We start from the raw sequence: 22,538 nt of genomic DNA, 5'->3' as shown, positions 1-22,538 counted from the left end.
ACTTACTTTCTTTGCCGCCGCAAAGAAAGATAAGCAAAGAAAGCGGCTCACACCGCCAGCGCCTAAGCGGGTCCCTCGCGCAGTCACGGTAGTGGTACATCTGGAATCCGTGCCCTCGCACATTCAACACGAGTGACAAGGCAGTCATACTTCCCGCCTCGCACTATGTGCTCGTCGGAACGGAACATCAGAAAAAGCCGCGCCTTCGCCTGAGACTCATGTGTGCCATTGACCTCTCTTCTACAAGATCAGCGTGCTTCCGTCAGCACTACGCGCGCCGCTGCACATTTCATAAAACTGGCCACCGCGTTTTCGCGATCATGTTTCATTCAACGCCCTGTGTTGGTGTATATCGCCTCTTCGCTTCCTCGCCTCTTCGCCTCTTCGCTTGTTCGCTTGTTCGCTTGTTCGCTTGTTCGCTTCTGTAGATCTTCTCTCTTACCGCTGTCGCTTTGGCGCATCGCCGAGGCGAAGCCAATGGCCCCCACGCCTAAACGAAGCCTCTGGTTTCCCATGCATACCCATCCGCGACGCACGCAGTGCGGAGTGGGAGCTGATGAGCGCGTTGTCACACACGCTGAATGTGCGAGAGCACGGATTCCAGATGCGCCACTCTCGTGACTGTGCGGGGGACCCGCTTATGAGCTAGCGGGTTGAGCCGCTTTCTTTGCTTATCTTTCTTTGCGGCGGCAAAGAAAGTAAGTGCCGCCCCGCACAGGGGCAACACTAATAGACCAATATCAATTCAAGTAAAGGCCAAAAAGCCAGATCAAGGAAAGACCAAAAAACCAGATCAAGGCCCCCCCTCGAATCCAAAACAATAGCAATCAGTTTTTCATAACAAGATCAAGCCTGCGGAATAACTGAAAGTACGATCGATCTGATTGCCTGAGACGCAATAACGCACTGGCACTTCCTTGGCGAATGACCTACGATTACCTCGTCACACGTAGCCCTATGCCGATCCATCATTAAATAATCCTAACTAAATCGCATAGAAAAATTATTCACAACATCATTTCATTTTTCGCTTCAGGAGTCATCCATGAAAACGCACATCATGATCTGCATTATGCTGATGCTTGCAGCGGGCGCAGCCCATGCAGGTAGTGGGTTCGCCGTGCGATGTACCTACTCGCATACGCGACCGGACGACTCCATCGTTCACCCGGGCAAACCGGGGCAGGCCATGGTGCATGATTTCTTCGGCAACACAAGCACGGACGCCTATAGCACTTACGATTCGCTGAGCAACAACAAACTCACAACATGCGATTCAATCGCCGACGTTTCCGCATACTGGGTGCCGCAATTGAAGCGGGCCTCCGGAATCGTCATGCCGCAGTACCAGAAGACGTACTACAAGAACGATCAACCGGTCGTCGCGCTTCAGGCGATTCAGCCCGGATTCGAGATGCTGGCCGGCAATCATATGGGAACCGCTCCCAATTCGCATATCAACTTCCTGTGCCGAGGAGGCTCCTACACCACCGTTGCCCCCACCAACTGTCCGGTCGTAACGGATAGCAGCGGCACCTATTCCCAACTCGATATCTCCGTTCATTTCCCTGACTGCTGGGACGGCAAGACGCTGGTGCCGAATTTTGCGGACGGCACGGATAACATGACATACCGGAATGCCGATGGCACGTGCCCAAGCGCCTATCCCGTCAAGATTCCCGAACTGCAGCTGAATGTCGCGTACAACCTCGGGCAGGATCCGGATCTGGCCACGGCGCAATTGTCGATGGACCCGATGATGATGAATGGGCAATGGGTCCCACAGTGGGGCGGCATGTATACGGCGCACGGCGACTTCGTCAATGCGTGGAAGACGGACGTCATGCAATACGTGATCGATAAGTGCATGAACACGCCCACGAGTGCCACATGCGGCAGCAGCCTTCCGACGTATTACTCCGCTGCCAGCGCGGATGTCTGGCTCGATTCAAGCGGTGCGGTCCATCCCGCTGACACCACCCTCGTGTCGGCGCCCGGCAGTGTCGTGCTGATTAAATTCGCAACGCCATTGAATCTCGGCGATTATCCGTACGCTAAATCCTATCTGCAGACCCAGGGGCAGAACATGACGGATTCCAACGCCATCATGCTGCAACTCTATGCCGCGACCACGACCTGGGACGACGCCACTCAACTGCCAACGGCGAGCGCATGTACGACACAACAGATCGGCGGCATTTATCTGGACAACGCATCGCAGGTGCGGCTAAACGACGTCACCAGCTACATCGCGTCGCAAGCGGCGGCCGGGGCATCACAGATCGGCATCTGCATTCGCAATGCGAACGCCGAGACGGTTCAGTTTTCGTCGCGCGAAGGCTCGTGGGGGCCGGGACTCTATCTGAAGTGATGGGATCAAACGCAACGGAATCAAACGCAATGGGATCAAACGCGGTTGACGCCGGGCGCAGGCCATACGCCCGGCAAAAAGCTCAAGGCTAAGACACTACCGCGCCACCCCGCGCGCGCCACCCGACAACGATTTCTCCAACGCCGCCACCCCCGCAGGCAAATCCACGGCGACGCCCAGATCCAACATCGTGCGGCCTAGCGCATGCAGCGTCCTGAACAGATTGTGCTCGCGGCACTGCTCGCCCATCTGACCGATACGCACGATCGGCAGGCCGAACGACCCGGAAATCTCCACCTGATGCTGGCGCGAGATATGCCCGCAGATATCGCCAGGGCTCAAGCCTCCAGGTACTTCAATACCTACCACCGAATTCAGGCGGCACGCCTGCGGCGCGTACAGGTTTAAGCCCAATGCCGTAATGCCCTCCTGCAACGCCACCGAACACTTCAAATGCCGCGCAAAACGCTTCTCCAAAGTCTCGGCACACACCAGCCGCAATGCCTCATGCAAAGCCAGCACGCCTGACACAGGCGCCGTGTAGTGATACCCGGCGTTGTGCCAGAAGTTCTCCGCCAGCGACGCGTCCAGGCACCAATGCGCATTCGGCGCAGTGCGCCCCTTCACTCGCGCCCACGCCGCATCCGAAAACGCGATCAGCGAGACCCCTGGAATCGACGATAAGCCCTTCTGCCCACCGGTAATCACCGCGTCGATGCCCCACGTATCCATCTCCAACGGCATCGTGCTTAGCGTACACACCGCATCTACGATCACCAGCGCGCCCGCAGCCTTGGCCAGCGCGGCAATGTCCTTCAGGTGGTAATTCCACACCGTGTTCGACGTTTCACCCTGCACCACCGTCACAATCTCCGGACGCTCGCGACGAATCGCCTCGGCGATCTGCTCGAGGCTCGCAACCGATCGGTCCTCGACGTTCAGCGTGCTCACCTGTGCGCCGACACGCCGCCCCATCTCAGCCATCCGGTCGCTGAAAAAGCCGTTCTTGATGCTCAGCACGCGCGTGCCGGTCCACGCGAGATTGGAGATCGCCATTTCCATCGCGGCCGATCCCGGCCCCGCCACGCCCAGCACCCATTTCGAATTCGTCTGGAACACGTAACGCGCCATGGTCTTCACCTGGCCGATCACTTTCACCATCGTGCCGCCAAGGTGATTGATCACGATCGTATTGGCTTTGGCAACCGCCGCGGGAATCGGCACGGGGCCGGCGCCCATCATCAGTAACGGTTCTTCAGGAAGAATGGCGTCGAGCGATTCGACCACCGGACAAGGCACTGCGGTGGAAGCGGAGAGAGTGGATGAAGTCGGCATGATCGGTACGTGAATGTCAGGGCGCAGAGGAACAAGCGGCCCCGCCAACAATGACACTGGCGGGGCCGATCGTTCGATCATTCACCGATCCGCGCGATTGCGCAAGGATTTTGTCACTTCACCTTGGTCTTATCGAGCTTCTTGCCGGTCGCGGCGTTGTAGCGCTCGACATATTCCTCGATCAGCTTGCGCATCGCGCGGCCGATCTGCCGATAGTCCGACTCGTTCAGATTAGCCAGCGACACCCGTCCCGACGGATGCTGCGTACCAAAGCCGCGTCCCGGCAGCAACACGACCCGCGCTTCACGCGCGAGACGGAACAGCAACTCGGACGGCTCGGTATTCTTCAGCAGCCAGTCGACGAATTCCCGCCCGAACATCCGCTCGCCGAGAAACTCGATGTCGAGAATCGTGTAGTAGTCGACCTGGTTCGGATCGTCGTCCTCGAACGAGATGCCGACCTCTTCGTACAACGCCTGCTTGCGCTTGCGGATCAGGCGCTTCAACGCGTTCTTGTACGCGTCAGGCGTGTCCATCAGCGCGAACAACGAGAACAGCACCATCTGAACTTGTTGCGGCGTCGACAAACCGGCCGTGTGATTCAGCGCGACGGTGCGGCTGTCGGCAACCAGCCGATCGATAAACTTCAGCTTGTCCGGTTCGGTCGTGATCGATTCATAACGCTCGTGCAACTGCTTCTTCGCTTCTTTCGGCAATTCGGCGATCAGCTTGTCGAGCACGTTGTCGCGATGCGTCGCGATCGTGCCGAGGCGCCAGCCGGTCGCGCCGAAGTACTTCGAGTACGAGTACACGAGGATCGTGTTCTTCGGCGCGAGCGCGAACAGTGAAACGAAATCGTCGGCGAAGGTGCCGTACACGTCATCGGTCAACAGAATCAGGTCGGGACGTTCCTTGACGATGTCGGCGATGTATTGAAGGCTCTCGTCGTTGATCTTCACCGAAGGCGGGTTGCTCGGGTTCACGAGGAAAAATGCCTTGACCTTCGGATCGCGCAGCTTGTCGAGTTCCTTCTTCGAATACTGCCAGCCGCTTTCAACCGAGGCTTCGAGATTGACGACGTTCAGCTGATAGTCGTTCAGGCGCGGAATTTCAATGTACGGCGTGAAGATCGGCAAGCCAAGCGCGATCGTGTCACCTGGCTCGATCAGGTGATTCTCGCGCATCGTGTTGAAGATGTACGTCATCGCCGCCGTGCCGCCTTCCACCGCGAACACATCGAACTCGCCGACGAACGGATGGTTGCCGATCATCTCCTTACGCAGATACTGTCCGACAATCAGTTCGGACAACTTGAGCATCCGGTCCGGCACCGGATAGTTCGACGCGAGAATGCCCTCGCACATTTCATAGAGGAAGTCGCCCGCGGACAAGCCAAGCTGATCACGCACATACGAGATCGCGCCGCGTAGAAAGTCGATGCCGGGCACGCCCTTGTTTTCGCGCAGGAACAGATCGAAGCGCTCCGTCAGCCCGTCGCGGCGCGGAAAGCCGCCCACACCCTCGGGCATGAACGCAAACGAGCGCTCCGACTCGCGCATTGCAAAGAGGCCGAGTTGCCAGAAGCCGTGGCGCGGAATCGTCGCGAGAAAGTTAGGATTGCCGCGGCCCGCGTTGAGCATCGACGCATTGGCAGCACGCTCCACCGCGCCGCCGCCGGCGGCCTTGATCAGTTCGTCCTTGAGTTCGAATGGGCTGAGTGCCGCAAAGCCGGCTTGTGCCATATCGCCCTGTTTCTTGCCGCTTTTCTCTTTTGCCATGATGCGTTCTCCAAGGTGCAAGTGAATGACGCCGGCGGCGCGAATGATCGTCCAGTTGCCGCCGGCGTAAGAGAGATCGATAAATGCGTGTACTAAACCAGGCTAAACCAGTCCGACCACGAGCGGTCCGAGCAGCGTCAACGCGACGTTCGCAATGGCATAGGTGATCGCGAAGGGCACGGTCGGCACGGCGCTTTCTGCTTTGTCGAGTACGCCGCCGAATGCCGGGTTGGCACTGCGCGAACCGGTCAGCGCGCCGGCCAGGATGGCCGCGTTGTTGTAGCGCAGCACGTAACGGCCGAACAGCATGGTCAGCACGAGCGGCACCACGGTGACGATCACGCCGAGCAGGAAGATCGTCATGCCGCTCTGCTTGACGGTCACCACGGCCTGCAATCCCGAATTCAAACCGACCACCGCGACGAACGCCGCGAGGCCGAAGTCCTTCAGCAACTGCGAAGCCGCGGACGGCATCGCGCCGTACATCGGGTGCTTGCCGCGCATCCAGCCGAACAGCAGGCCGGCCAGCAGACAGCCACCGCCGGAACCAAGCGTGAGCGGAACGCCGCCCACGTCGACGACGATCAGGCCGATCAGCAGACCCAGCACGATGCCGACGCCCATATAAATGAAGTCGGTCTTGTTGCTGTACGGCAGCTCGTAGCCGGCTGCATCGACGGCGCGCTTGGTGTCTTTCGGCGAACCGTAGAAGGTAATGACGTCGCCATGCTCGAGCTTGGTTTCGGGCAGGATCGGCAGCGGCTGGCCGGCACGCGAGGCGCTCTGGATATAGACGCCGTGGCGCATGTCGCGATCCACGACTTCGCGCGCGGCGGCGATCGTCGTGTGATTCATGCCTTTGCGGGTGAACACGCCGTCGCGCGTCTGCATCACGACGCCAACGTCCTCGACGTTGGCGATCTCGTTGCCGTTCGCGCCGAATGCGACCACCGCTTCACGGCGGCCCACCACCAGCACTTCGTCGTTGAGTTGCAAGGTCAGATCGGGTGTCGGCTCGAGGGCCTTACCGTCACGCCTGATCCGCTCGATCGTCAACAGGTCCTGATGCTGCGTTTCGACCGCCTTGACCGTTTTCCCGGCGCTGACATCGATCTTGTACGCACGCCCCACCAGTTCGGGCAGCGCTCGAATTTGTCCGGCGCCGAGTGTGGGCGAACCGGCGGACAGTTCGCGCTCCGCCTCGATCGACGCATCTCGCAAGCTTTGCCCCATGAACTTGGGCAGGATATTCACGCAGACGATGATCGCGCCGAGCGAGCCGAACACGTAGGTCACCGCATAGGCAATCGCCACGTCGGATTGCAGCGACTTGACCTGATCGGCGGGCAAACCGAGACGCGCGATGGCGTCGCCGGCCGTGCCGATGATCGCCGACTGCGTCAACGCACCGCCCGCGAGTCCGGCTGCAAGACCCTTGTTCAGATGGAACAGCTTGGCGCAGATCAGGACGGTGATGAGCGCGGTGACGGCGAGAAAGATCGCCATCGCGATCTCGCGCAGCGTCTTGCGATTCAACGAGTTGAAGAAGCCCGGCCCGGAGTCGTAGCCGACCGCGTAAATGAACACGGCGAACATCACCGATTTCACGCCGTTATCGATCGTGACGCCCGCTTGACTGATCACCACTGCGGCCAGCAATGAACCGCCTACGCCGCCCAACTGGAACTTACCGAAGTTGATCTGCCCGATGAAGTAACCGGCTGCTAACGACAAAAACAGCGCGATCTCCGGTGATTTCTGAAAAATGTGATGTAGCCAGTCCATCGTGCCCTCGCTGGATAGTTTGAGATACTAAGTACTGGACGCTGCAGGTGCACGCGGATTTCGTGTCGATGTCCGCGTGCCGTGTCGGCTGCGCGCGGCGTGGTGCGCCGCGCGCAGCCCCATCTGGCCGCCTAGCCGAATTTCCCGGCGAGGCCAACGACAACCGGCCCCATCAACGGCAACAGGATGTTAGAGAGAGCATAGGTGATCGTGTAGCCGATCACAGGCGTTGAATTGCCGGTCACGCCGACCAGCGCGCTGATCGCCGGCGTGCTGCATTGCTGACCGGCAATGGCGCCGAGCAGCATGGGCGCGTCGAGCTTGAGAAACACGCGGCCGATCCAGAGCGACAGCAACCCGGGCACGAGCACCATCAGAATGCCGGCGACGGGCAGCGCCAGACCGTATTCGCGCACCAGCTTGATGGCATCGGGTCCCGCCGACAGTCCGACGGCGGCAATGAAGGTGGCCAGGCCGAAGTCCTTGAGAATTTGCGCGGCGGCCGAAGGCAGCGAACCGACTAACGGATAGCGCGAACGGATCCAGCCGAACAGCAGCCCCGAGAGCAGACATCCGCCGCCTGTGCCGAGCGCGATCGAAATGCCGCCGATACGTCCGCCGAGATGACCGATCGCCATGCCGACCAGCACGCCCAGGCCGAGATAAACGAAGTCGGTTTTCTGGGTCGCGGCGAGCACGTAGCCCAGATGCCGTGCACCACGCGCGACGTCGGCCTTCGCGCCCACCAGGGTCAGCACGTCGCCGCGATTGAGCTCGGTGCCGGGCAGCGCGGGCACCGTGGTTTCGAGCCGCGTGACGGCCGCGACGTAGACGCCGCGCCCGTCCTCCGGCTTGGCCCGTTCGCGAACCTGCGCGACTGTCAGACCATGCGCCTCGCTGCGTGTCAGCACGACGTCGAGTTTTTCCACCATGAACTGGCTGAAGCCGGCGTCCGCCACTTCCTCGCCGAGACTGGCGGCCGCGGCCACGACCGTTTCGCGCCGACCGGCCACGAGAATCAGGTCGCCGGCCGTCAACGTCAGGTGCGGCTCGACCGGCACGTCGGCTCCGTTGCGCCGGAGCCGTTCAATCGTTAGATTAAAGCCGTGCTGTTGCTCGAGCGTGAAGATCGTCGAGCCGGCCGCCCTGCCGACCCGGAACGCGCGGCCCACGAGCGCCGGCGCCGCGGCATGCTGGCCATCGCCGAATGCGCCGTCGCCGCCGAGTTTGTGCCACACGCGCTCGGCTTCCTCGCGCAAATTGATGCGCAACAGCAGCGGCGCGAACTGACTCGTGAACAGGACGATGGTGATCAAGCCGAACAGGTAGCTCACGCTGTATGCGGTCACGATGTTGGCCTGCAGGCGCAATGTCTCCGCGTCGCTGAAACCGAGCTTGGCAATCGCCTCCGAAGCCGTGCCGATCACCGCCGACTCCGTCGCGGCGCCGGCCAGCAAGCCGGCCGCCGTGCCGACGTCGAGCCGCATCACGAGGACCGCGATCATGATCAGCATCAGCACCGACACGATCTCGACCACCGACAGCAAGCCATAACGCCAGCCCCGCCCGATGTTGGCAAAGAACTGCGGTCCGCCGGTGAAACCCAGCGCGAAGATGAACAGCGCGAACGCGATGTTCTTCAGATCGGGGGCGAGCCGCGCGCCCGTCTGACCCAATAGCAACGCCACGATCAACGTCCCGCAGACGCCGCCGAGTTGAATTGGCCCCACCCGAAACGAACCAATGAAATATCCGATTGCAAGGCTTGCGAACAGCGCGATCTCCGGTTGAGATCTCAGCAATTCACCGATCATATTGGCTCGCCGATTTACGGTTTATTAGCAGAAAGCTGAACAGATCTCTCTGGAATTTGAAAATGAATTCAATCCGACTCGCGACGACTCAGATATTACTCATCCGGCATAAGCAGATTCCATTGAACGGAAACCTTATGACGATGGCATGACGCCTCCGGCGTCAAAACAAGATATGCCGCATTGCAGCGACAATAGGGAAACGCTTTTCAGTAAGTTCGAATGTCACACTGTCCTCGTGAGGTTTTGCCCGGCGGTCTGAAAACATACTTTGCTGATGGCCCATTATTTCACCGCACGAAGTTGCTTTTTGAGATGCCTTTTTTAATAATTATTGTAGTTCGGCATGGCTGTCAATATTATTTTCAATTGCGACCCTTGTTGCTTCGCAAAACTTGATCTTTGGTAAGGGGCGGAATCGTTTTCGAACCGCGCATCGCAAGCAGCGGTCATTAGCATAAAGGGCCGATATACTGATTTGCCGCCATGCGGCGCCGTGAATAAATCGAAATTTGCCACGCCGGCATGCTTCCTTCGGAGCCAATCTTGCGCCTAATCCTCTTCAGCAGCCGCCAATACGACAGCGACACCTTCGCCGAAGCCAACAGCACGCATCGCTTCGACCTGCACTTCCAGGAATCGCACCTCGACGTCGAAACCGCGATCCTCGCGCAGGGCTACGAAGTAGTCTGCCCATTCGTCAACGACAACGTCGACGCTGCGGTTCTGGAGAAGCTCCATCAAGGCGGTACGCGCATGATCGCGCTCCGCTCAGCAGGCTTCAACCACGTCGACCTCGCCGCAGCCGAACGTCTCGGCATAACAGTCGCACGCGTACCGGCCTACTCACCACACGCGGTCGCCGAACACGCCGTCGGTCTGATCCTCGCGCTGAACCGCCGCTTACCCCGAGCAGCCGCGCGCACCCGCGAAGGCGATTTTTCGCTGCATGGGCTGCTCGGCTTCGACCTGCACGGCAAGACGGTAGGCGTGATCGGCACAGGCATGATCGGCCGCGTGTTCGGCCGCATCATGGCGGGCTTCGGCATGCAGATACTCGCTCATGATCCCGGCACGCCAGCCGACGACCTGCTCGCGCTCGGCGCGCGCTACGTGCCGCTCGACACACTGCTGGCGGAAAGCGACATCGTCAGCCTGCATTGTCCGTTAGTACCGGACACGTACCATCTGATCGACCAACCCGCGCTCGCGAAGATGAAGCGTGGCGCAATGCTGATCAATACGGGTCGCGGCGGCCTTGTCGAAAGCAATGCGCTGATCGGCGCGTTGAAGGACGGCCAGCTCGGCCATCTCGGGCTCGACGTGTACGAGGAAGAAGGCGGACTGTTTTTCGAGGACCACTCAAATTTGCCGCTGCAGGACGACGTGCTCGCACGCCTGTTGATGTTCCCGAACGTGATCGTCACGGCGCACCAGGCGTTCTTCACGCGCGAGGCGATGAACGAGATCGCGCAGACCACGCTCGATAACGTCGCGGCATGGCAGGCCGGCACGCCGCGTAATGTGGTGCAGGCGCGCGCCTAGGGGGGCGGCATATCGCCGGCCACCGCATCCGCGGCGCCATCCACTGTAGTCGGACGGATCGCCGTGCGGGCGTCGTCCGCTGCGCCGCACATCTCACGCAGCAAGGCCGCCTCGCGTTCGTGTACTTCCACCGGAAACCAGCGCGCGCCCGCGTCGGCCAGATAACGCGCGCGATGCTGCCCGTTGCGAAACGCCACCACGCCCTCGCGCTCCAGCCCGAGCCAGCCCAACAGACCCGGCGCGCGACGCGTCGAGATCGTCACGTACGGCATCTGCGGAATGCGCGAATTGTCCGGATCGAGAAACTCGCGAATCCCGCGCACCTTGCCGGAATGCCATTCGGCGACCGGCCTCAGTACGTAATCGGTGTTGTCGCGATCCGCGCATTCCAGCAGCTTGCGCACGTCGACCAGAACGACCTGATGACGCGTACCGTCCGTGACGAAGACGCGTTTCAGCCGCACATGGTCGTACCATGAGTGTTCGTGCAGAGGCACGCTCCAGATCGTCTCTGCACAGGCCGGCGCGGCTGCGGGCGATGAATTGGTCAAGGGCAAACGCAGGCTCGATAAGCGGGCTAAAAAACGCCAGCACGTTAGAAGAGCGCTTACGCTACGAGCCGATTGTGAAAGATGCATGACAACCAACGGTATTAATCGCACTGCATGAGCCCCCGGCACGAGTGACCGGACGCGAACCTTTACGGATACAACGATGATAGCCATGCAAAATTTGAATGACCATGTGCGTATCGAGTTCAACTCGGACATTGGCGTCGCCACTATCGTGCTCGACCGTCCCACGCGGCGCAATGCCGTCGACCGTCCTACCGCGCAAGCGCTGAGCGCCGCCTTCCACTGCTTCGAGGCGGAGCCGGCATGGCGCGCGGCAGTGCTGTTCGGCGCGGGCGGCACCTTCTGCGCCGGCGCGGATCTCACCGCGCTCGCCGACGAGACCCGCCGCAATGAACTGCATGCCGACGGTAGCGGTCCCGGTCCAATGGGACCCACGCGCATGAGTTTCAGTAAACCGGTGGTCGCGGCGATTGCCGGCTATGCGGTCGCAGGCGGCCTCGAACTGGCCGCGATGTGCGACCTGCGCGTTGTCGAGGAAGACGCCGTGCTTGGTGTGTTCTGCCGGCGCGTCGGGATTCCGCTGATCGATGGCGGCACGATCCGCCTGCCGCGTCTGATCGGGTTGTCGCGCGCGCTCGATCTGATTTTGACCGGTCGCGCGGTAACGGCGCAGGAAGCGCTCGCCTTCGGGCTCGCCAACCGTGTCGTGCCCAGGGGCGAGGCACGCGCGGCGGCGGAACGGTTAGCCGCCGAGTTGGCAGCCTTTCCGCAGGCCGCGCTGCTGGCTGACCGCCGCTCCGCGCTGGAAAACAGCACGCTCGAAGATCTCGCCCTGGCGTTGCAGCGCGAAGGCGCCGGCGGCTATCAAGCGGTATTCGACGAGGGCGTTGCGGGCGCCGCACGTTTCGCCGAAGGCGCCGGCCGTCACGGCGACACTCTCAAGTCAGACGAAAGCACGGAATAACACGGCGTCATTTCGCGAGAACAGTGAACGGCAAAGCGGCGCGCCAACAAGCGCACGCCCATGCGCGCTTCAGCAAAAAACAACATCGGGCTTGACGCTCAGCAAGGCTGTTTTGACTTAGGTAGAATCCCCTACTGTTTTCCCCTTGCATCGCGCATGCGTTCTCGCCCCGAAAACGCGCGCCTGCCGCACGACACTTCCTGTCGTGCCGATTCATATTCCGTCATCATGCCTTTACCCCTGCTCGCCCTCGCCGTTGCCGCTTTTGGAATCGGTACCACTGAATTCGTGATCATGGGGTTGCTGCCCGATGTCGCGCGCGATCTGTCCGTGTCGATTCCGGCGGCCGGCATGCTGGTATCGGCCTATGCGCTCGGCGTCACCATCGGCGCGCCGATCGTCGCGATCGCCGTGGCCAACATGCCGCGCAAGAAAGCGTTGATGAGCCTGATCGGCGTGTTCATCGTCGGCAATCTGCTGTGCGCGATCGCGCCGGGCTACGCGGTGTTGATGGCCGCGCGCATCGTCACGGCGTTTTGCCATGGCGCGTTCTTCGGCATCGGTTCGGTGGTCGCGGCTGGTCTCGTCGCACCGAATCGCCGCGCGCAAGCCATCGCGTTGATGTTCACCGGTTTGACGCTCGCCAACGTACTCGGCGTGCCGCTCGGTACCGCGCTCGGCCAGGCGGTGGGCTGGCGCGCTACCTTCTGGGCGGTCACCGGCATCGGCATTCTCGCGGCCGCCGCGCTCGCGGTATGCCTGCCGGCGAAGATCGAGATGCAGAAGGCCAGTCTCGTGCGCGAATTCAGCGTGCTGAAAAACCCGCAAGTACTGATGGTGCTCGGCATCAGCGTGCTGGCATCGGCCAGCCTGTTCTCCACCTTTACCTACATCACGCCGATTCTCGAAGACGTCAGCGGTTTCACGCCGCATGCGGTCACGTTCGTGCTGTTGCTGTTCGGGCTCGGCTTGACGGTGGGCAGCACGCTCGGCGGCAAGCTCGCGGACTGGCGGCTGATGCCCTCGCTGGTTGCGTTTCTGCTGGCAATCGTCGTCATCCTGACTATTTTCGCCGGCACGATGCACGCTGAAATCCCGGCGATGATCACGATCTTCGTGTGGGGCATTCTGGCCTTCGCGATCGTGCCGCCGCTGCAAATGCTGATCGTCGACCGCGCGAGCCATGCGCCGAATCTGGCATCGACCTTGAATCAAGGCGCGTTCAACCTTGGCAATGCAACGGGTGCGTGGCTCGGTGGCATGGCAATCGGTGCGGGCGCGCCGCTCACCATGCTGCCGTGGGTCGGCGTGGTGACTTCGATCGGCGCGCTGGTGCTGACGCTGTGGTCGGTGTCGATCGACCGGCGTGCGCAACGGATGGCAGTGGCGGGATAAGTTCGAAAACCGCCACGGCCGCTCCGAACGAGGCACTCGTCCGCGTTCATCCAGGTTTTATCCAATCCGCACAAAGGTGCGAATGACCCGCGGCCGTAGTAGCATCTCGGCCGATGAAAGTCATCTTCACCCGCGATTTCCTCGCGCTGATCCTGAGTGTCGCCGTCGTCGGACTCGGCAGCGGCGCCACGCTTCCCCTCACCGCCCTCGCGCTGACGCAAGCCGGCTATGGCACCGATGTGGTCGGCCTGCTGACCGCCGCGCAAGCAGGTGGCGGCCTGCTCGTCGTGCCGCTCACCGGCTGGATCGCGGCGCGCTTTGGCGGCCGCCAGGTGATCGTCGGCGCGGTGCTGGTGGTTGCGCTTGCCACCGCGTTGATGCAACTCACCTCGAACCTGTGGCTATGGGCGATGTTGCGCATACTCTGCGGCGCGGCGCTGATGCTGCTCTTCACGATCGGCGAAGCATGGGTCAACCACCTCGCCGACGACGCCACGCGCGGCCGCGTCGTCGCGATCTACGCAACCAATTTCACGCTGTTCCAGATGGCGGGCCCGGTGCTGGTGAGCCAGATCGCCGGCTACACGAACTGGCGCTTCCTGATTTGCGGCGCGCTCTTCCTGTTAGCGTTGCCGGCGCTCGCGAGCATCCGCAAGACGCCGCAAGCGTCGGAGGATGAACACGCGGCGCATGGCAGTTGGCGTCATGTGCTGCCGCAGATGCCGGCGCTCATCATCGGCACGGGCTTCTTCGCGTTGTTCGACACGATCGCGCTGTCGCTACTGCCGCTCTTCGCGATGGCGCACGGTATCCGGAGCGAGCTGGCCGTGCTGTTCGCGTCCGCCCTGCTGCTCGGTGATACGACAATGCAATTTCCGATTGGCTGGCTCGCGGATCGGCTCGGACGCGAACGGGTGCATATCGGCTGCGGCGTGATCGTCGCGCTGCTGCTGCCGTTGCTGCCTTGGGCGATCACTTCGCCGTGGCTGTGCTGGCCGCTACTCTTTGTACTCGGTGCCGCGGCCGGCGCGATCTATACCTTGTCGCTGGTTGCTTGCGGTGAGCGCTTTCGCGGCGTCGCGCTGGTGAGCGCCAGTTCGCTGGTGGGCGCGTCGTGGAGCGCGGCGAGTTTCGGCGGCCCGCTGGTTGCGGGTGCGCTGATGAAAGCGGTCGGCAACGATGCAATGGTCGCCGTGCTAATGACAGCGGCACTCGCGTTTCTCGCCGCTGTTTGGTGGGAGAAACGGCGTGTGCCGATGCAAGCCGATATGTCGCACTAAGCGCTACCGGTTTCGAGCGCCACGAGCCAGGCCGTCCGCTTGATGTGACTACGTTGGCGTGGGTGCTCTGTTGGCGGCACGCCGCGCGCCGCGCGCACCAAAAAAGCCGGCATTCCGCCGGCTTTTCCTACACCCTCTTCGTTTTAACCGCGGGCCGGCAGGATCTCTCCGACACAGGTACCGAATCCCACGCGGTAGCCGTCACCCTGACACCAGCCGGCCAATGTCAATTCGTCGCCGTCCTCGATGAACGCTCGGGTGCCGCCTTCCTTCAATTCCAGCGGGTTCTTGCCGTTCCATGTCGACTCGAGCAGGCTGCCGCACGAGTCTGGTGTCGAGCCGCTGATGGTGCCCGAGCCCATCAGATCGCCGACTCGCGTGTTGCAGCCCGATACTGTGTGATGCGCGAGTTGTTGCGCCATCGTCCAGTACATGTGCTTGAAGTTGGTCCGCGAGATTGTGGTTGCCTGCTTTGCCGTTTGCGGCCGCAGCGTCACCTCCAGCGAGATGTCGAACGCGTGCTTGCCGTCGTGGCGCAGGTACGGCAGTGGCTGCGGTTCCTGCGCCGGCTGCTCGACGCGGAACGGTTCGAGCGCGTCGAGCGTCACGATCCACGGCGAGATCGTCGTCGCGAACGTCTTCGCGTTGAAGGGGCCGAGCGGTACGTATTCCCATTGTTGAATATCGCGCGCGCTCCAGTCGTTCAGCAACACCATGCCGAAGATATGCGCTTCGGCATCGGCACAGGCAATCGGCTCGCCCAGTGGATTGCCGCTGCCGATCACGAAACCGGTCTCCAGCTCGATGTCCAGCTTGCGGCATGCGCCGAACACCGGACGCTCCTGGTCCGGCAGCTTCAGTTGGCCATTCGGCCGCCGCACCGGCGTGCCGCTCACCACCACCGACGACGCGCGTCCGTTGTAGCCAATCGGCATCTCCGACCAGTTCGGCAACAGCGCATTCTTCGGATCGCGGAACATTGAGCCGACATTCGTCGCATGCTCCTTCGACGAATAGAAATCGGTGTAGCCCGGAATCTGCACGGGCAGATGCAGTTGCGCATCGGACTGACGTACGAGCGCCTGTGAACGCAAAGCGGCGTCGTCGCGCAAGGTCGCGGTGTCGCGCGCCAACAAATGGCTCAGCTGGATGCGCACGCTGCGCCATGCATCGCGGCCGAGGGAAATGAAATCGTTGAGCGTGCGCTGCTCGAACACCCCGTCATGCCTGGCGTCGAATTGCCCTGCCGGTGTGAGCGGGAACTTGAGCAGGCCCACGGTCTTGAGAAGATGCAAGTCGACGATCTCATCGCCAATCGCGACACCCACGCGGCGCGTGGTGTTGGTCTTGTCGCTGAAAATGCCGAACGGCAGGTTCTGGATCGAAAAATCGTTAGTCGAATCGTTCGCCGACTCGACCCAGCTCTTGCGCGACGGATCGAGCGTCGCCTGAAGATCGCTCAATGCGCTCATCGTTGCTCCGGGTTGAAGTGTTTCTTGAGACCTTGCCAGCACTCGTAGTAATGCGCCTGCAATTGCGCGGTTTCGAGCGCGAAACGCGTCGGCTTGATCAGCGTGCGCGTTTCGAACATGAAGGCCATCGTGTCGCCGACTTTCTTCGGCGTCGACGTATCGCCATGCGACGCTTTCTCGAAGGTGTCCGCGTCCGGCCCATGACCCGACATGCAGTTGTGCAGACTCGCGCCGCCCGGCACGAAGCCCTCGGCCTTCGCGTCGTACACGCCGTGCACGAGGCCCATGAATTCGCTCGCGACGTTGCGATGGAACCAGGGCGGACGGAACGTATCTTCGGCTGCAAGCCAGCGCGGCGGGAAAATCACAAAGTCGATCGTATCGACGCCCGGTGTATCGCTTTGCGATTGCAGCACCAGGAAAATCGACGGGTCCGGATGGTCGAAGCTGATTGAGCCAATCGTGTTGAAGCGGCGCAGATCGTATTTGTACGGCGCGTAGTTGCCGTGCCATGCCACCACGTCGAGCGGCGAATGACCGATGTCCGCGCGCCACAGATTGCCGTTCATCTTGGCGACGAGTTCGAAGTCGCCTTCGCGGTCTTCATACGCTGCATGCGGCGTGAGGAAGTCGCGCGGATTGGCGAGGCCATTCGAGCCGATCGGGCCCAGGTCCGGCAGACGCAGCAACGCGCCGAAGTTCTCGCAGATGTAGCCGCGCGCGTTGCCGTCCGGCAGGCTCACCGCGAAGCGTACGCCGCGTGGGATCACCGCGATCTCGAACGGTCCGACGTCCAGCCGACCCATTTCGGTGGCGATATGCAGGCGGCCTTCCTGCGGCACGATCAGCAATTCGCCGTCGGCGTTATAGAAGAAGCGATCCTGCATCGAGCGGTTCGCGGCGTACAGATGAATCGCGCAGCCGCTCATCGCATCGGCAGAACCATTGCCCGCCATCGTTACGAGGCCGTCGACGAAATCGGTCGGCTCGGTGGGCCTCGGCAAGGCGTCCCAGCGCAGCTGGTTGGGCGGCGTCGGCGGCACCTCGGCGAAGTTGGCGACGAGCCGGTCCGAGGGCAACTGCGTGAACGGCTTGTGAACTGCCGCCGGGCGAATCCGGTACAGCCACGAACGGCGGTTATGGCCGCGCGGCGCAGTGAATGCGGTGCCCGACAGTTGCTCGGCGTACAAGCCGTAAGCCGCGCGTTGCGGCGAGTTGCGGCCTTCGGGCAGCGCGCCCGGCAAGGCCTCCGTGGCGAATTCGTTCGCGAATCCCGACTGATAGCCCGGCTCGATTTCGAGCCGCGAGCTAGCGGTATGCGGCGTGCGGGTTGAGGTATCCATGCAAGGTTCTCCGTTGATACTGGAATCTGTCGGCGCGAGCTTTCTGCCTCAGGCTGTCTGCGGCTCGGATGGGCGTTCGCGCTGCCGGGTCGCTGCGGCCAGCGCGATTACGAGCAACGCGGAGCACAGGACCGGCACCGCGGCCGCATGAAACAGCGATTCGTTCGACCAGTTCAGCGCGATCAATTGTCCGCCAACCAGCGGTCCGATCACCGAACCGATGCGCCCGATACCCAGACTCCAGCCGATGCCGGTCGAGCGCAACGTGGTCGGATAAAAATGACCGGCCAGCGCGTTGACCGCCGGCTGTCCGCCGACCACGCAGAAGCCGCCCGCAAATACGACGATCAGGAGCCACGGCAGCGCGTGCGCCACCGTGCCGATGGTGCCGACCGCCAGTGCCGCGCCCGCGAAGCACACGAACAGCACGCGCACAAAACCAAAGCGCTCGATAAACCAGCCGAGCAGCAAGGTGCCGATCACCCCACCCGTCTGCAACACTGTGCCGACGATCACCGCCGTGCTCGGCGAGTAGCCCGCGTCGCGCATTACAGTGGGCAGCCAGTTCGACAGGAAGTAAAGATCGATCAGGTTCATGAAGCTGATCGCCCACAGAATCAGCGTGACCGGGCCACGGCCCGCACGGAACAGTTCGGCGACCGGCGCACCGCCGTTGCCCTTCTCACGCACGACAACACGTGTGGTCGCATCGATCGGCAGCGCCGGATCGAACTTTGCGAGCCAACGCAACGCGCGATCGCTGCGCCCCTTGAGAACGAGGAATTGCAGCGACTCCGGCAATGCCGCCAGCATCGCGAACGCGAGCAGCAAGGGCACCGCGCCGCCCACCCAGAACACCGCGCGCCAGCCGTATGCAGGAATCAGCGCCGCGCTGATGAAACCACCTAAAGCCGCGCCCAGCGTGAAACCGCACGACACCAGCATCATGCGCTTGACGCGATGCGCGGGCGTTGAGAATTCGCCGACCAGCGCCATCGCGTTCGGCATGATGCAGCCGAGCCCAAGGCCGGTGATGAAGCGCAGCGTGATCAATGCAGGAATCGTCGTGACGAAGGGCGTGGCCAGCATCGACAGGGCGAAGAAAAACGTCGCGCCGATCAGGACCGGACGCCGGCCAACACGGTCAGCCAGCACCGACAAGCCCAACGCGCCCAGCAGCATGCCGAACAGACTGGCGCTGAACACGGGACCCAGCGCCGCCTTCGAGACATGCCATTCACCGATCACGCTCGGCGCGACGTAGCCCATCGCTTGCGCGTCGAAGCCGTCGATCACGAGGCACAGCCCGCATAGCACGAGCAACATCAACTGGAATGCCGGGTGATGCGTCTCGCCGAGCACGCGCTCGACTTCGATCACATTGGTGGCGGCCGCAGCCGGTTTGGTGCTCATTGAGTTGCCCTTCATCCTGACTGGATTGCCTGGTAAGTTGCTAGATAACGGCGCGCACTCGGTTGGCGATCGGGAAATACACCCTTTCCCGCCGGGGAAACGGCAACGCAATCGCCATCGCAGCCGCGCTGCAATTTACGTATGGTAAAACTAATTACGTATAGTGAAATTAACGTATACCCTGAAAACAAACGGCGAAAGCCCTCGCAGCCCCTCGCGACAAGCGTTTGCCGATAACGTTATGAGCATTTTGTTCAAGTGCGCGCGGCGCGGACTGCTACCATCAATGGATGCGGCAACCGAGTCGCCAACCCGACTCGCGTTACCGAGCACCGAGCGCGTACCTATCGCCATCCATTCGCCTACATGATTCCGCCGACCATCCCCGACCTGATCGCACGCGCCGCCAACCACCCGTTTCTCGGCGAACATCTGGCGATGGGAACCGGCGTGCATAGCGAGATCGCGGTAGCTCAGTTCGACGGCGTCGAACTTGCCAGCGCCTATGAGCCGATCTTCGATATCAGCGTGCATGCGTTGGCGCAGTCGTTGTCGTCGGGCGCCGAAGGTGTGGATCGGTTCGGCGATGAGCTCGGGTTTCAGGCGGTCACGCAACGTCTCGACGGCGCGCCCTTCGATGCTTTCGATCCATTCGACCGGGTCGCCGACGATCAGGAACTGGTCGCGCTCGACCGCATGTCACGCGCGCTGCACGCGATCAATTTCTTCGGCGCGCAGCGGCACGGGCTGCTGTTTCTGCGGGTGCATGAACGCCTGCTCAAAAGCGTCAAGTACGACCATGGCCGGCATTTCTCAACCGTGCTGGTGTCGTTCGGACTGAACCCGTCGCGCGTGGTGATCGAGTTGCCCGCGGCTGCGGTCGCGCATAAGACCTTCCTCGGCTATCTGACCACGAGCTATCAACGCTACGGCTTCAAGGTGGCGGGCAATCTTTCGAACGCGGGGCAGATTCTGTCGGTGTCGGAGACGGCGCGGCTCGACTTCATCAAGATGGATGCCGCAATCGCGTTGCGCGATGCGACGGTGAAGCCGCTAGTGGGCTATGCAAGCCGGTTGCGGATTCCGCTGATCTTCAATCGCGTGATGGATGAGCCGCAATTCGACGCGTTGCAACAGTACGATGTGCGCTTCGTGCAAGGGCCGCTGTTCAACGCGCATTATCATGATCGGGCGGTGTGAATCCGCGTTTGAACGGATTCACTGCTTACTCGGCTATCAACGCCGCTTCGTAGCGCGGCGGCAGCCTGCACGTCAGCCGGTATCACCCAGCCGCCGGGCCAACGCCTTCAGCCGCGGCGCCACGTTTTCCCGAAACACATCCTCTCCCATCGACGACGCCGGCCCGCTGCAACTCAGCACCAGCCAGCGGCCTTCGCGCGGCTCGCGAAACGGCACCGCGACCGCGTTCACGTCGTCGTGCCACGCGCGGAACGAATAGCAGCAGCGTTCGTGCGCGAAGGCTTCGATTTCCTTTTCGGCATCTGCCAGCAACGCAGCGCCCTCTTTGCCGGCGCTCTTCTCAAGCTCGACGAGCAACGCGGCGCGTATGTCCAATGGCTGCACCGCCAGATACGCGCGCCCCATCGAACTGGTCAGCATCGACAGTTTGGAACCGGATGCGAGTCCGAGCGTCAACGCGGTTTCGCTGCGGATCGTCTCCAGATAAATCATGTCGAGGCCGTCGCGGCATCCGAGCGACACCGCCGCGCCCACTTCGCGTGCGAAGGTGCGCATGTGCGGGCGCGCGAGCTCGAGCGTGTCGGTGCCCGAGAGCAGCGCGAAACCGAGCGACAGCACGCCGGCGTCCAGCGCATATTTACCCAGGGTTTCATCGAGCCGCAGATAGCCGAGCACCGTCAACGTGTAGGCCAGACGGTTGACTGTCGCCTTCGGCAACCCCGTGCGTTCGACGAAATCGCGATTGCCGAGCATCGTTTCGCCCGGTTTGAACGCACGTAGCAACTCCAGCCCACGTGCCAGGGCGACGACGAATTTGCGCTCGTCGAGCGGGTCGGAGAGAGTAGATGTGGGCGTCATGGGGTGGTACACTCGGACGTAGTTTGCAAAACATTGTTTCGCATAGCGGAACTTAAGTCAAGCTCGGACACGTTTAGTCAAGCAAGGAATCAGGAGATACGTCATGGCAGAGGCCGCGCAGTTTCACTGGGAAGACCCGTTGCTGCTGGATCAGCAGCTCACCGAAGACGAACGCATGGTGCGCGACGCCGCCGCTGCTTACTCGCAGGACAAGCTGCAGCCGCGCGTGCTCGAAGCGTTCCGTCATGAGAAGACCGACATCGAGATCTTCCGTGAAATGGGCGAACTCGGCCTGCTCGGCCCGACGATTCCCGAGCAATACGGCGGCCCCGGTCTGAACTATGTGGCGTACGGTCTGATCGCGCGTGAAGTGGAGCGCGTGGATTCCGGCTACCGGTCGATGATGTCGGTGCAGTCGTCGCTGGTGATGGTGCCGATTTACGAATTCGGCTCGGAAGCGCAAAAGCAGAAGTACCTGCCAAAGCTCGCCACCGGCGAATGGATCGGTTGCTTCGGCTTGACCGAACCGAACCACGGCTCCGATCCGGGCAGCATGGTCACGCGGGCGAAAAAGGTCGACGGCGGCTATTCGCTGTCGGGCTCGAAGATGTGGATCACCAATTCGCCGATCGCCGACGTGTTCGTCGTGTGGGCGAAGCTCGAGGAAAACGGCAAGGATTCGATCCGCGGCTTCATTCTCGAGAAGGGCTGGAAGGGGCTGTCAGCGCCGACCATTCATAGCAAGGTGGGCTTGCGTGCATCGATCACCGGCGAGATCGTGCTCGATGAAGTGTTCGTGCCGGAAGAAAACCGCTTCCCCGAAGTCAGCGGCTTGCGCGGTCCGTTTACGTGCCTGAACTCGGCGCGCTATGGGATTGCCTGGGGCGCGCTCGGCGCGGCTGAGGCGTGCTGGCACACGGCGCGTCAATATGTGCTGGATCGCAAGCAGTTCGGGCGCCCGCTCGCCGCGAACCAGTTGATCCAGAAAAAGCTCGCCGACATGCAAACCGAAATCACGCTCGGCCTGCAAGGCGTTTTGCGTCTCGGCCGGATGAAGGACGAAGGCACGGCGGCCGTTGAGATCACGTCGATCATGAAACGCAATTCGTGCGGCAAGGCGCTGGACATTGCGCGGCTCGCGCGCGACATGCTCGGCGGCAACGGTATCTCGGACGAGTTCGGCATTGCGCGGCATCTGGTCAATCTGGAAGTCGTGAACACCTACGAAGGGACGCACGACATTCACGCACTGATTCTCGGGCGCGCGCAAACGGGCATTCAGGCGTTTTTCTGATGCGCTGATTGTGCTGATGGCTTTGATGCTTTGATGGTGGCGTTTCGACTTGGCCGCTGATAGATAGCAAATCGAAAGTGGAAATCAAAAGGCCGGTTCAATTTTTGAACCGGCCT

Annotated in this window: 16 protein-coding genes; 7 read left to right on the top strand and 9 right to left on the bottom strand. The window is 61.7% G+C overall.

From position 1 onward, the window contains the following. Positions 1-1,045 precede the first annotated feature (1,045 nt). Complete coding sequence (locus PQR53_RS25145) at positions 1,046-2,371, top strand: DUF1996 domain-containing protein (protein ID WP_408459923.1); 1,326 nt, start codon at positions 1,046-1,048, stop codon at positions 2,369-2,371. A 96-nt stretch (positions 2,372-2,467) separates the two neighbouring features. On the opposite strand, the gene PQR53_RS25140 is transcribed toward PQR53_RS25145, so the two are convergent. The 4 genes from PQR53_RS25140 to aspT (PQR53_RS25125) form a co-directional block, all read right to left on the bottom strand. Then, positions 2,468-3,706: a pyridoxal-phosphate-dependent aminotransferase family protein gene (locus tag PQR53_RS25140; protein ID WP_408459920.1), complete on the bottom strand. Its 1,239-nt coding sequence runs from the start codon at positions 3,704-3,706 to the stop codon at positions 2,468-2,470. Positions 3,707-3,819: 113 nt separating this feature from the next. Then, positions 3,820-5,484, bottom strand: a complete 1,665-nt coding sequence (locus PQR53_RS25135; protein ID WP_408459918.1) for a bifunctional aspartate transaminase/aspartate 4-decarboxylase — start codon at positions 5,482-5,484, stop codon at positions 3,820-3,822. Positions 5,485-5,586: 102 nt separating this feature from the next. Continuing rightward, entirely contained in the window at positions 5,587-7,269 is a 1,683-nt protein-coding gene (gene aspT, locus PQR53_RS25130; protein ID WP_408459915.1) for an aspartate-alanine antiporter, read from the bottom strand. A 131-nt stretch (positions 7,270-7,400) separates the two neighbouring features. Further along, complete coding sequence (gene aspT / locus PQR53_RS25125; RefSeq protein WP_408459912.1) at positions 7,401-9,083, bottom strand: aspartate-alanine antiporter; 1,683 nt, start codon at positions 9,081-9,083, stop codon at positions 7,401-7,403. A 546-nt stretch (positions 9,084-9,629) separates the two neighbouring features. Here aspT (PQR53_RS25125) and PQR53_RS25120 point away from each other — a divergent pair. After that, entirely contained in the window at positions 9,630-10,628 is a 999-nt protein-coding gene (locus PQR53_RS25120; RefSeq protein ID WP_408459909.1) for a 2-hydroxyacid dehydrogenase, read from the top strand. Here PQR53_RS25120 and PQR53_RS25115 read toward each other — a convergent pair. Further along, positions 10,625-11,266 (bottom strand): plasmid fertility inhibition factor family protein, encoded by a 642-nt coding sequence (locus tag PQR53_RS25115; RefSeq protein ID WP_408459906.1) that lies wholly within the window; start codon positions 11,264-11,266, stop codon positions 10,625-10,627. The genes PQR53_RS25120 and PQR53_RS25115 overlap by 4 nt on opposite strands. A 76-nt stretch (positions 11,267-11,342) precedes the next feature. Between PQR53_RS25115 and PQR53_RS25110 the strand changes: the two genes are divergently transcribed. The 3 genes from PQR53_RS25110 (at position 11,343) to PQR53_RS25100 (ending at position 14,842) form a co-directional block, all read left to right on the top strand. Then, entirely contained in the window at positions 11,343-12,167 is an 825-nt protein-coding gene (locus tag PQR53_RS25110) for a crotonase/enoyl-CoA hydratase family protein (RefSeq protein WP_408459904.1), read from the top strand. Positions 12,168-12,395: 228 nt separating this feature from the next. Next, the gene (locus tag PQR53_RS25105; RefSeq protein WP_408459901.1) at positions 12,396-13,562 is read left to right on the top strand and encodes an MFS transporter; all 1,167 of its coding nucleotides are present in this window, start codon (positions 12,396-12,398) and stop codon (positions 13,560-13,562) included. A 113-nt stretch (positions 13,563-13,675) separates the two neighbouring features. Further along, positions 13,676-14,842 carry an MFS transporter gene (locus PQR53_RS25100; protein WP_408459898.1) on the top strand — a complete coding sequence of 389 codons (1,167 nt, stop codon included), beginning with the start codon at positions 13,676-13,678 and terminating at the stop codon, positions 14,840-14,842. Positions 14,843-14,985: 143 nt separating this feature from the next. On the opposite strand, the gene fahA is transcribed toward PQR53_RS25100, so the two are convergent. The 3 genes from fahA to PQR53_RS25085 are packed head-to-tail and all read right to left on the bottom strand — an operon-like array spanning position 14,986 to position 19,070. Beyond that, positions 14,986-16,314: a fumarylacetoacetase gene (gene fahA, locus PQR53_RS25095; RefSeq protein ID WP_408459895.1), complete on the bottom strand. Its 1,329-nt coding sequence runs from the start codon at positions 16,312-16,314 to the stop codon at positions 14,986-14,988. Further along, positions 16,311-17,657 (bottom strand): homogentisate 1,2-dioxygenase, encoded by a 1,347-nt coding sequence (gene hmgA, locus PQR53_RS25090; protein ID WP_408459892.1) that lies wholly within the window; start codon positions 17,655-17,657, stop codon positions 16,311-16,313. The genes fahA and hmgA overlap by 4 nt, the downstream gene beginning before the upstream one ends. Positions 17,658-17,705: 48 nt before the next feature. After that, positions 17,706-19,070: an MFS transporter gene (locus tag PQR53_RS25085; protein ID WP_408459889.1), complete on the bottom strand. Its 1,365-nt coding sequence runs from the start codon at positions 19,068-19,070 to the stop codon at positions 17,706-17,708. Positions 19,071-19,436: 366 nt separating this feature from the next. On the opposite strand from PQR53_RS25085, the gene PQR53_RS25080 reads away from it, so the two are divergent. Further along, a complete protein-coding gene (locus PQR53_RS25080; RefSeq protein ID WP_408459887.1) occupies positions 19,437-20,270 on the top strand; it encodes a diguanylate phosphodiesterase in 834 nt (277 codons plus the stop codon). A gap of 72 nt (positions 20,271-20,342) precedes the next feature. Here the strand turns inward: PQR53_RS25080 and PQR53_RS25075 are convergent, their stop codons facing one another. Further along, a complete protein-coding gene (locus tag PQR53_RS25075) occupies positions 20,343-21,128 on the bottom strand; it encodes an IclR family transcriptional regulator (protein WP_408459884.1) in 786 nt (261 codons plus the stop codon). Between the two features lie 103 nt (positions 21,129-21,231). Between PQR53_RS25075 and PQR53_RS25070 the strand changes: the two genes are divergently transcribed. Further along, a complete protein-coding gene (locus PQR53_RS25070; protein ID WP_028198796.1) occupies positions 21,232-22,422 on the top strand; it encodes an acyl-CoA dehydrogenase in 1,191 nt (396 codons plus the stop codon). Positions 22,423-22,538: the final 116 nt, after the last annotated feature.

Source organism: Paraburkholderia fungorum (genome assembly GCF_046027605.1).
Classification (GTDB): Bacteria; Pseudomonadota; Gammaproteobacteria; order Burkholderiales; family Burkholderiaceae; genus Paraburkholderia; species Paraburkholderia fungorum_F.
The sequence above is the reverse complement of the archived record's forward strand: the minus strand, read 5'-3'. Positions and strand labels throughout refer to the sequence as shown.

What these genes read in the sequence shown, in the direction of transcription:
- PQR53_RS25145 (WP_408459923.1), top strand. Translation starts at nt 1,046, where the DNA reads ATGAAAACGCACATCATGATCTGCATTATGCTGATGCTTGCAGCGGGC.
- PQR53_RS25140 (WP_408459920.1), bottom strand. Translation starts at nt 3,706, where the DNA reads ATGCCGACTTCATCCACTCTCTCCGCTTCCACCGCAGTGCCTTGTCCG.
- PQR53_RS25135 (WP_408459918.1), bottom strand. Translation starts at nt 5,484, where the DNA reads ATGGCAAAAGAGAAAAGCGGCAAGAAACAGGGCGATATGGCACAAGCC.
- aspT (WP_408459915.1), bottom strand. Translation starts at nt 7,269, where the DNA reads ATGGACTGGCTACATCACATTTTTCAGAAATCACCGGAGATCGCGCTG.
- aspT (WP_408459912.1), bottom strand. Translation starts at nt 9,083, where the DNA reads ATGATCGGTGAATTGCTGAGATCTCAACCGGAGATCGCGCTGTTCGCA.
- PQR53_RS25115 (WP_408459906.1), bottom strand. Translation starts at nt 11,266, where the DNA reads ATGCATCTTTCACAATCGGCTCGTAGCGTAAGCGCTCTTCTAACGTGC.
- PQR53_RS25110 (WP_408459904.1), top strand. Translation starts at nt 11,343, where the DNA reads ATGATAGCCATGCAAAATTTGAATGACCATGTGCGTATCGAGTTCAAC.
- PQR53_RS25105 (WP_408459901.1), top strand. Translation starts at nt 12,396, where the DNA reads ATGCCTTTACCCCTGCTCGCCCTCGCCGTTGCCGCTTTTGGAATCGGT.
- PQR53_RS25100 (WP_408459898.1), top strand. Translation starts at nt 13,676, where the DNA reads ATGAAAGTCATCTTCACCCGCGATTTCCTCGCGCTGATCCTGAGTGTC.
- fahA (WP_408459895.1), bottom strand. Translation starts at nt 16,314, where the DNA reads ATGAGCGCATTGAGCGATCTTCAGGCGACGCTCGATCCGTCGCGCAAG.
- hmgA (WP_408459892.1), bottom strand. Translation starts at nt 17,657, where the DNA reads ATGGATACCTCAACCCGCACGCCGCATACCGCTAGCTCGCGGCTCGAA.
- PQR53_RS25085 (WP_408459889.1), bottom strand. Translation starts at nt 19,070, where the DNA reads ATGAGCACCAAACCGGCTGCGGCCGCCACCAATGTGATCGAAGTCGAG.
- PQR53_RS25080 (WP_408459887.1), top strand. Translation starts at nt 19,437, where the DNA reads ATGATTCCGCCGACCATCCCCGACCTGATCGCACGCGCCGCCAACCAC.
- PQR53_RS25075 (WP_408459884.1), bottom strand. Translation starts at nt 21,128, where the DNA reads ATGACGCCCACATCTACTCTCTCCGACCCGCTCGACGAGCGCAAATTC.
- PQR53_RS25070 (WP_028198796.1), top strand. Translation starts at nt 21,232, where the DNA reads ATGGCAGAGGCCGCGCAGTTTCACTGGGAAGACCCGTTGCTGCTGGAT.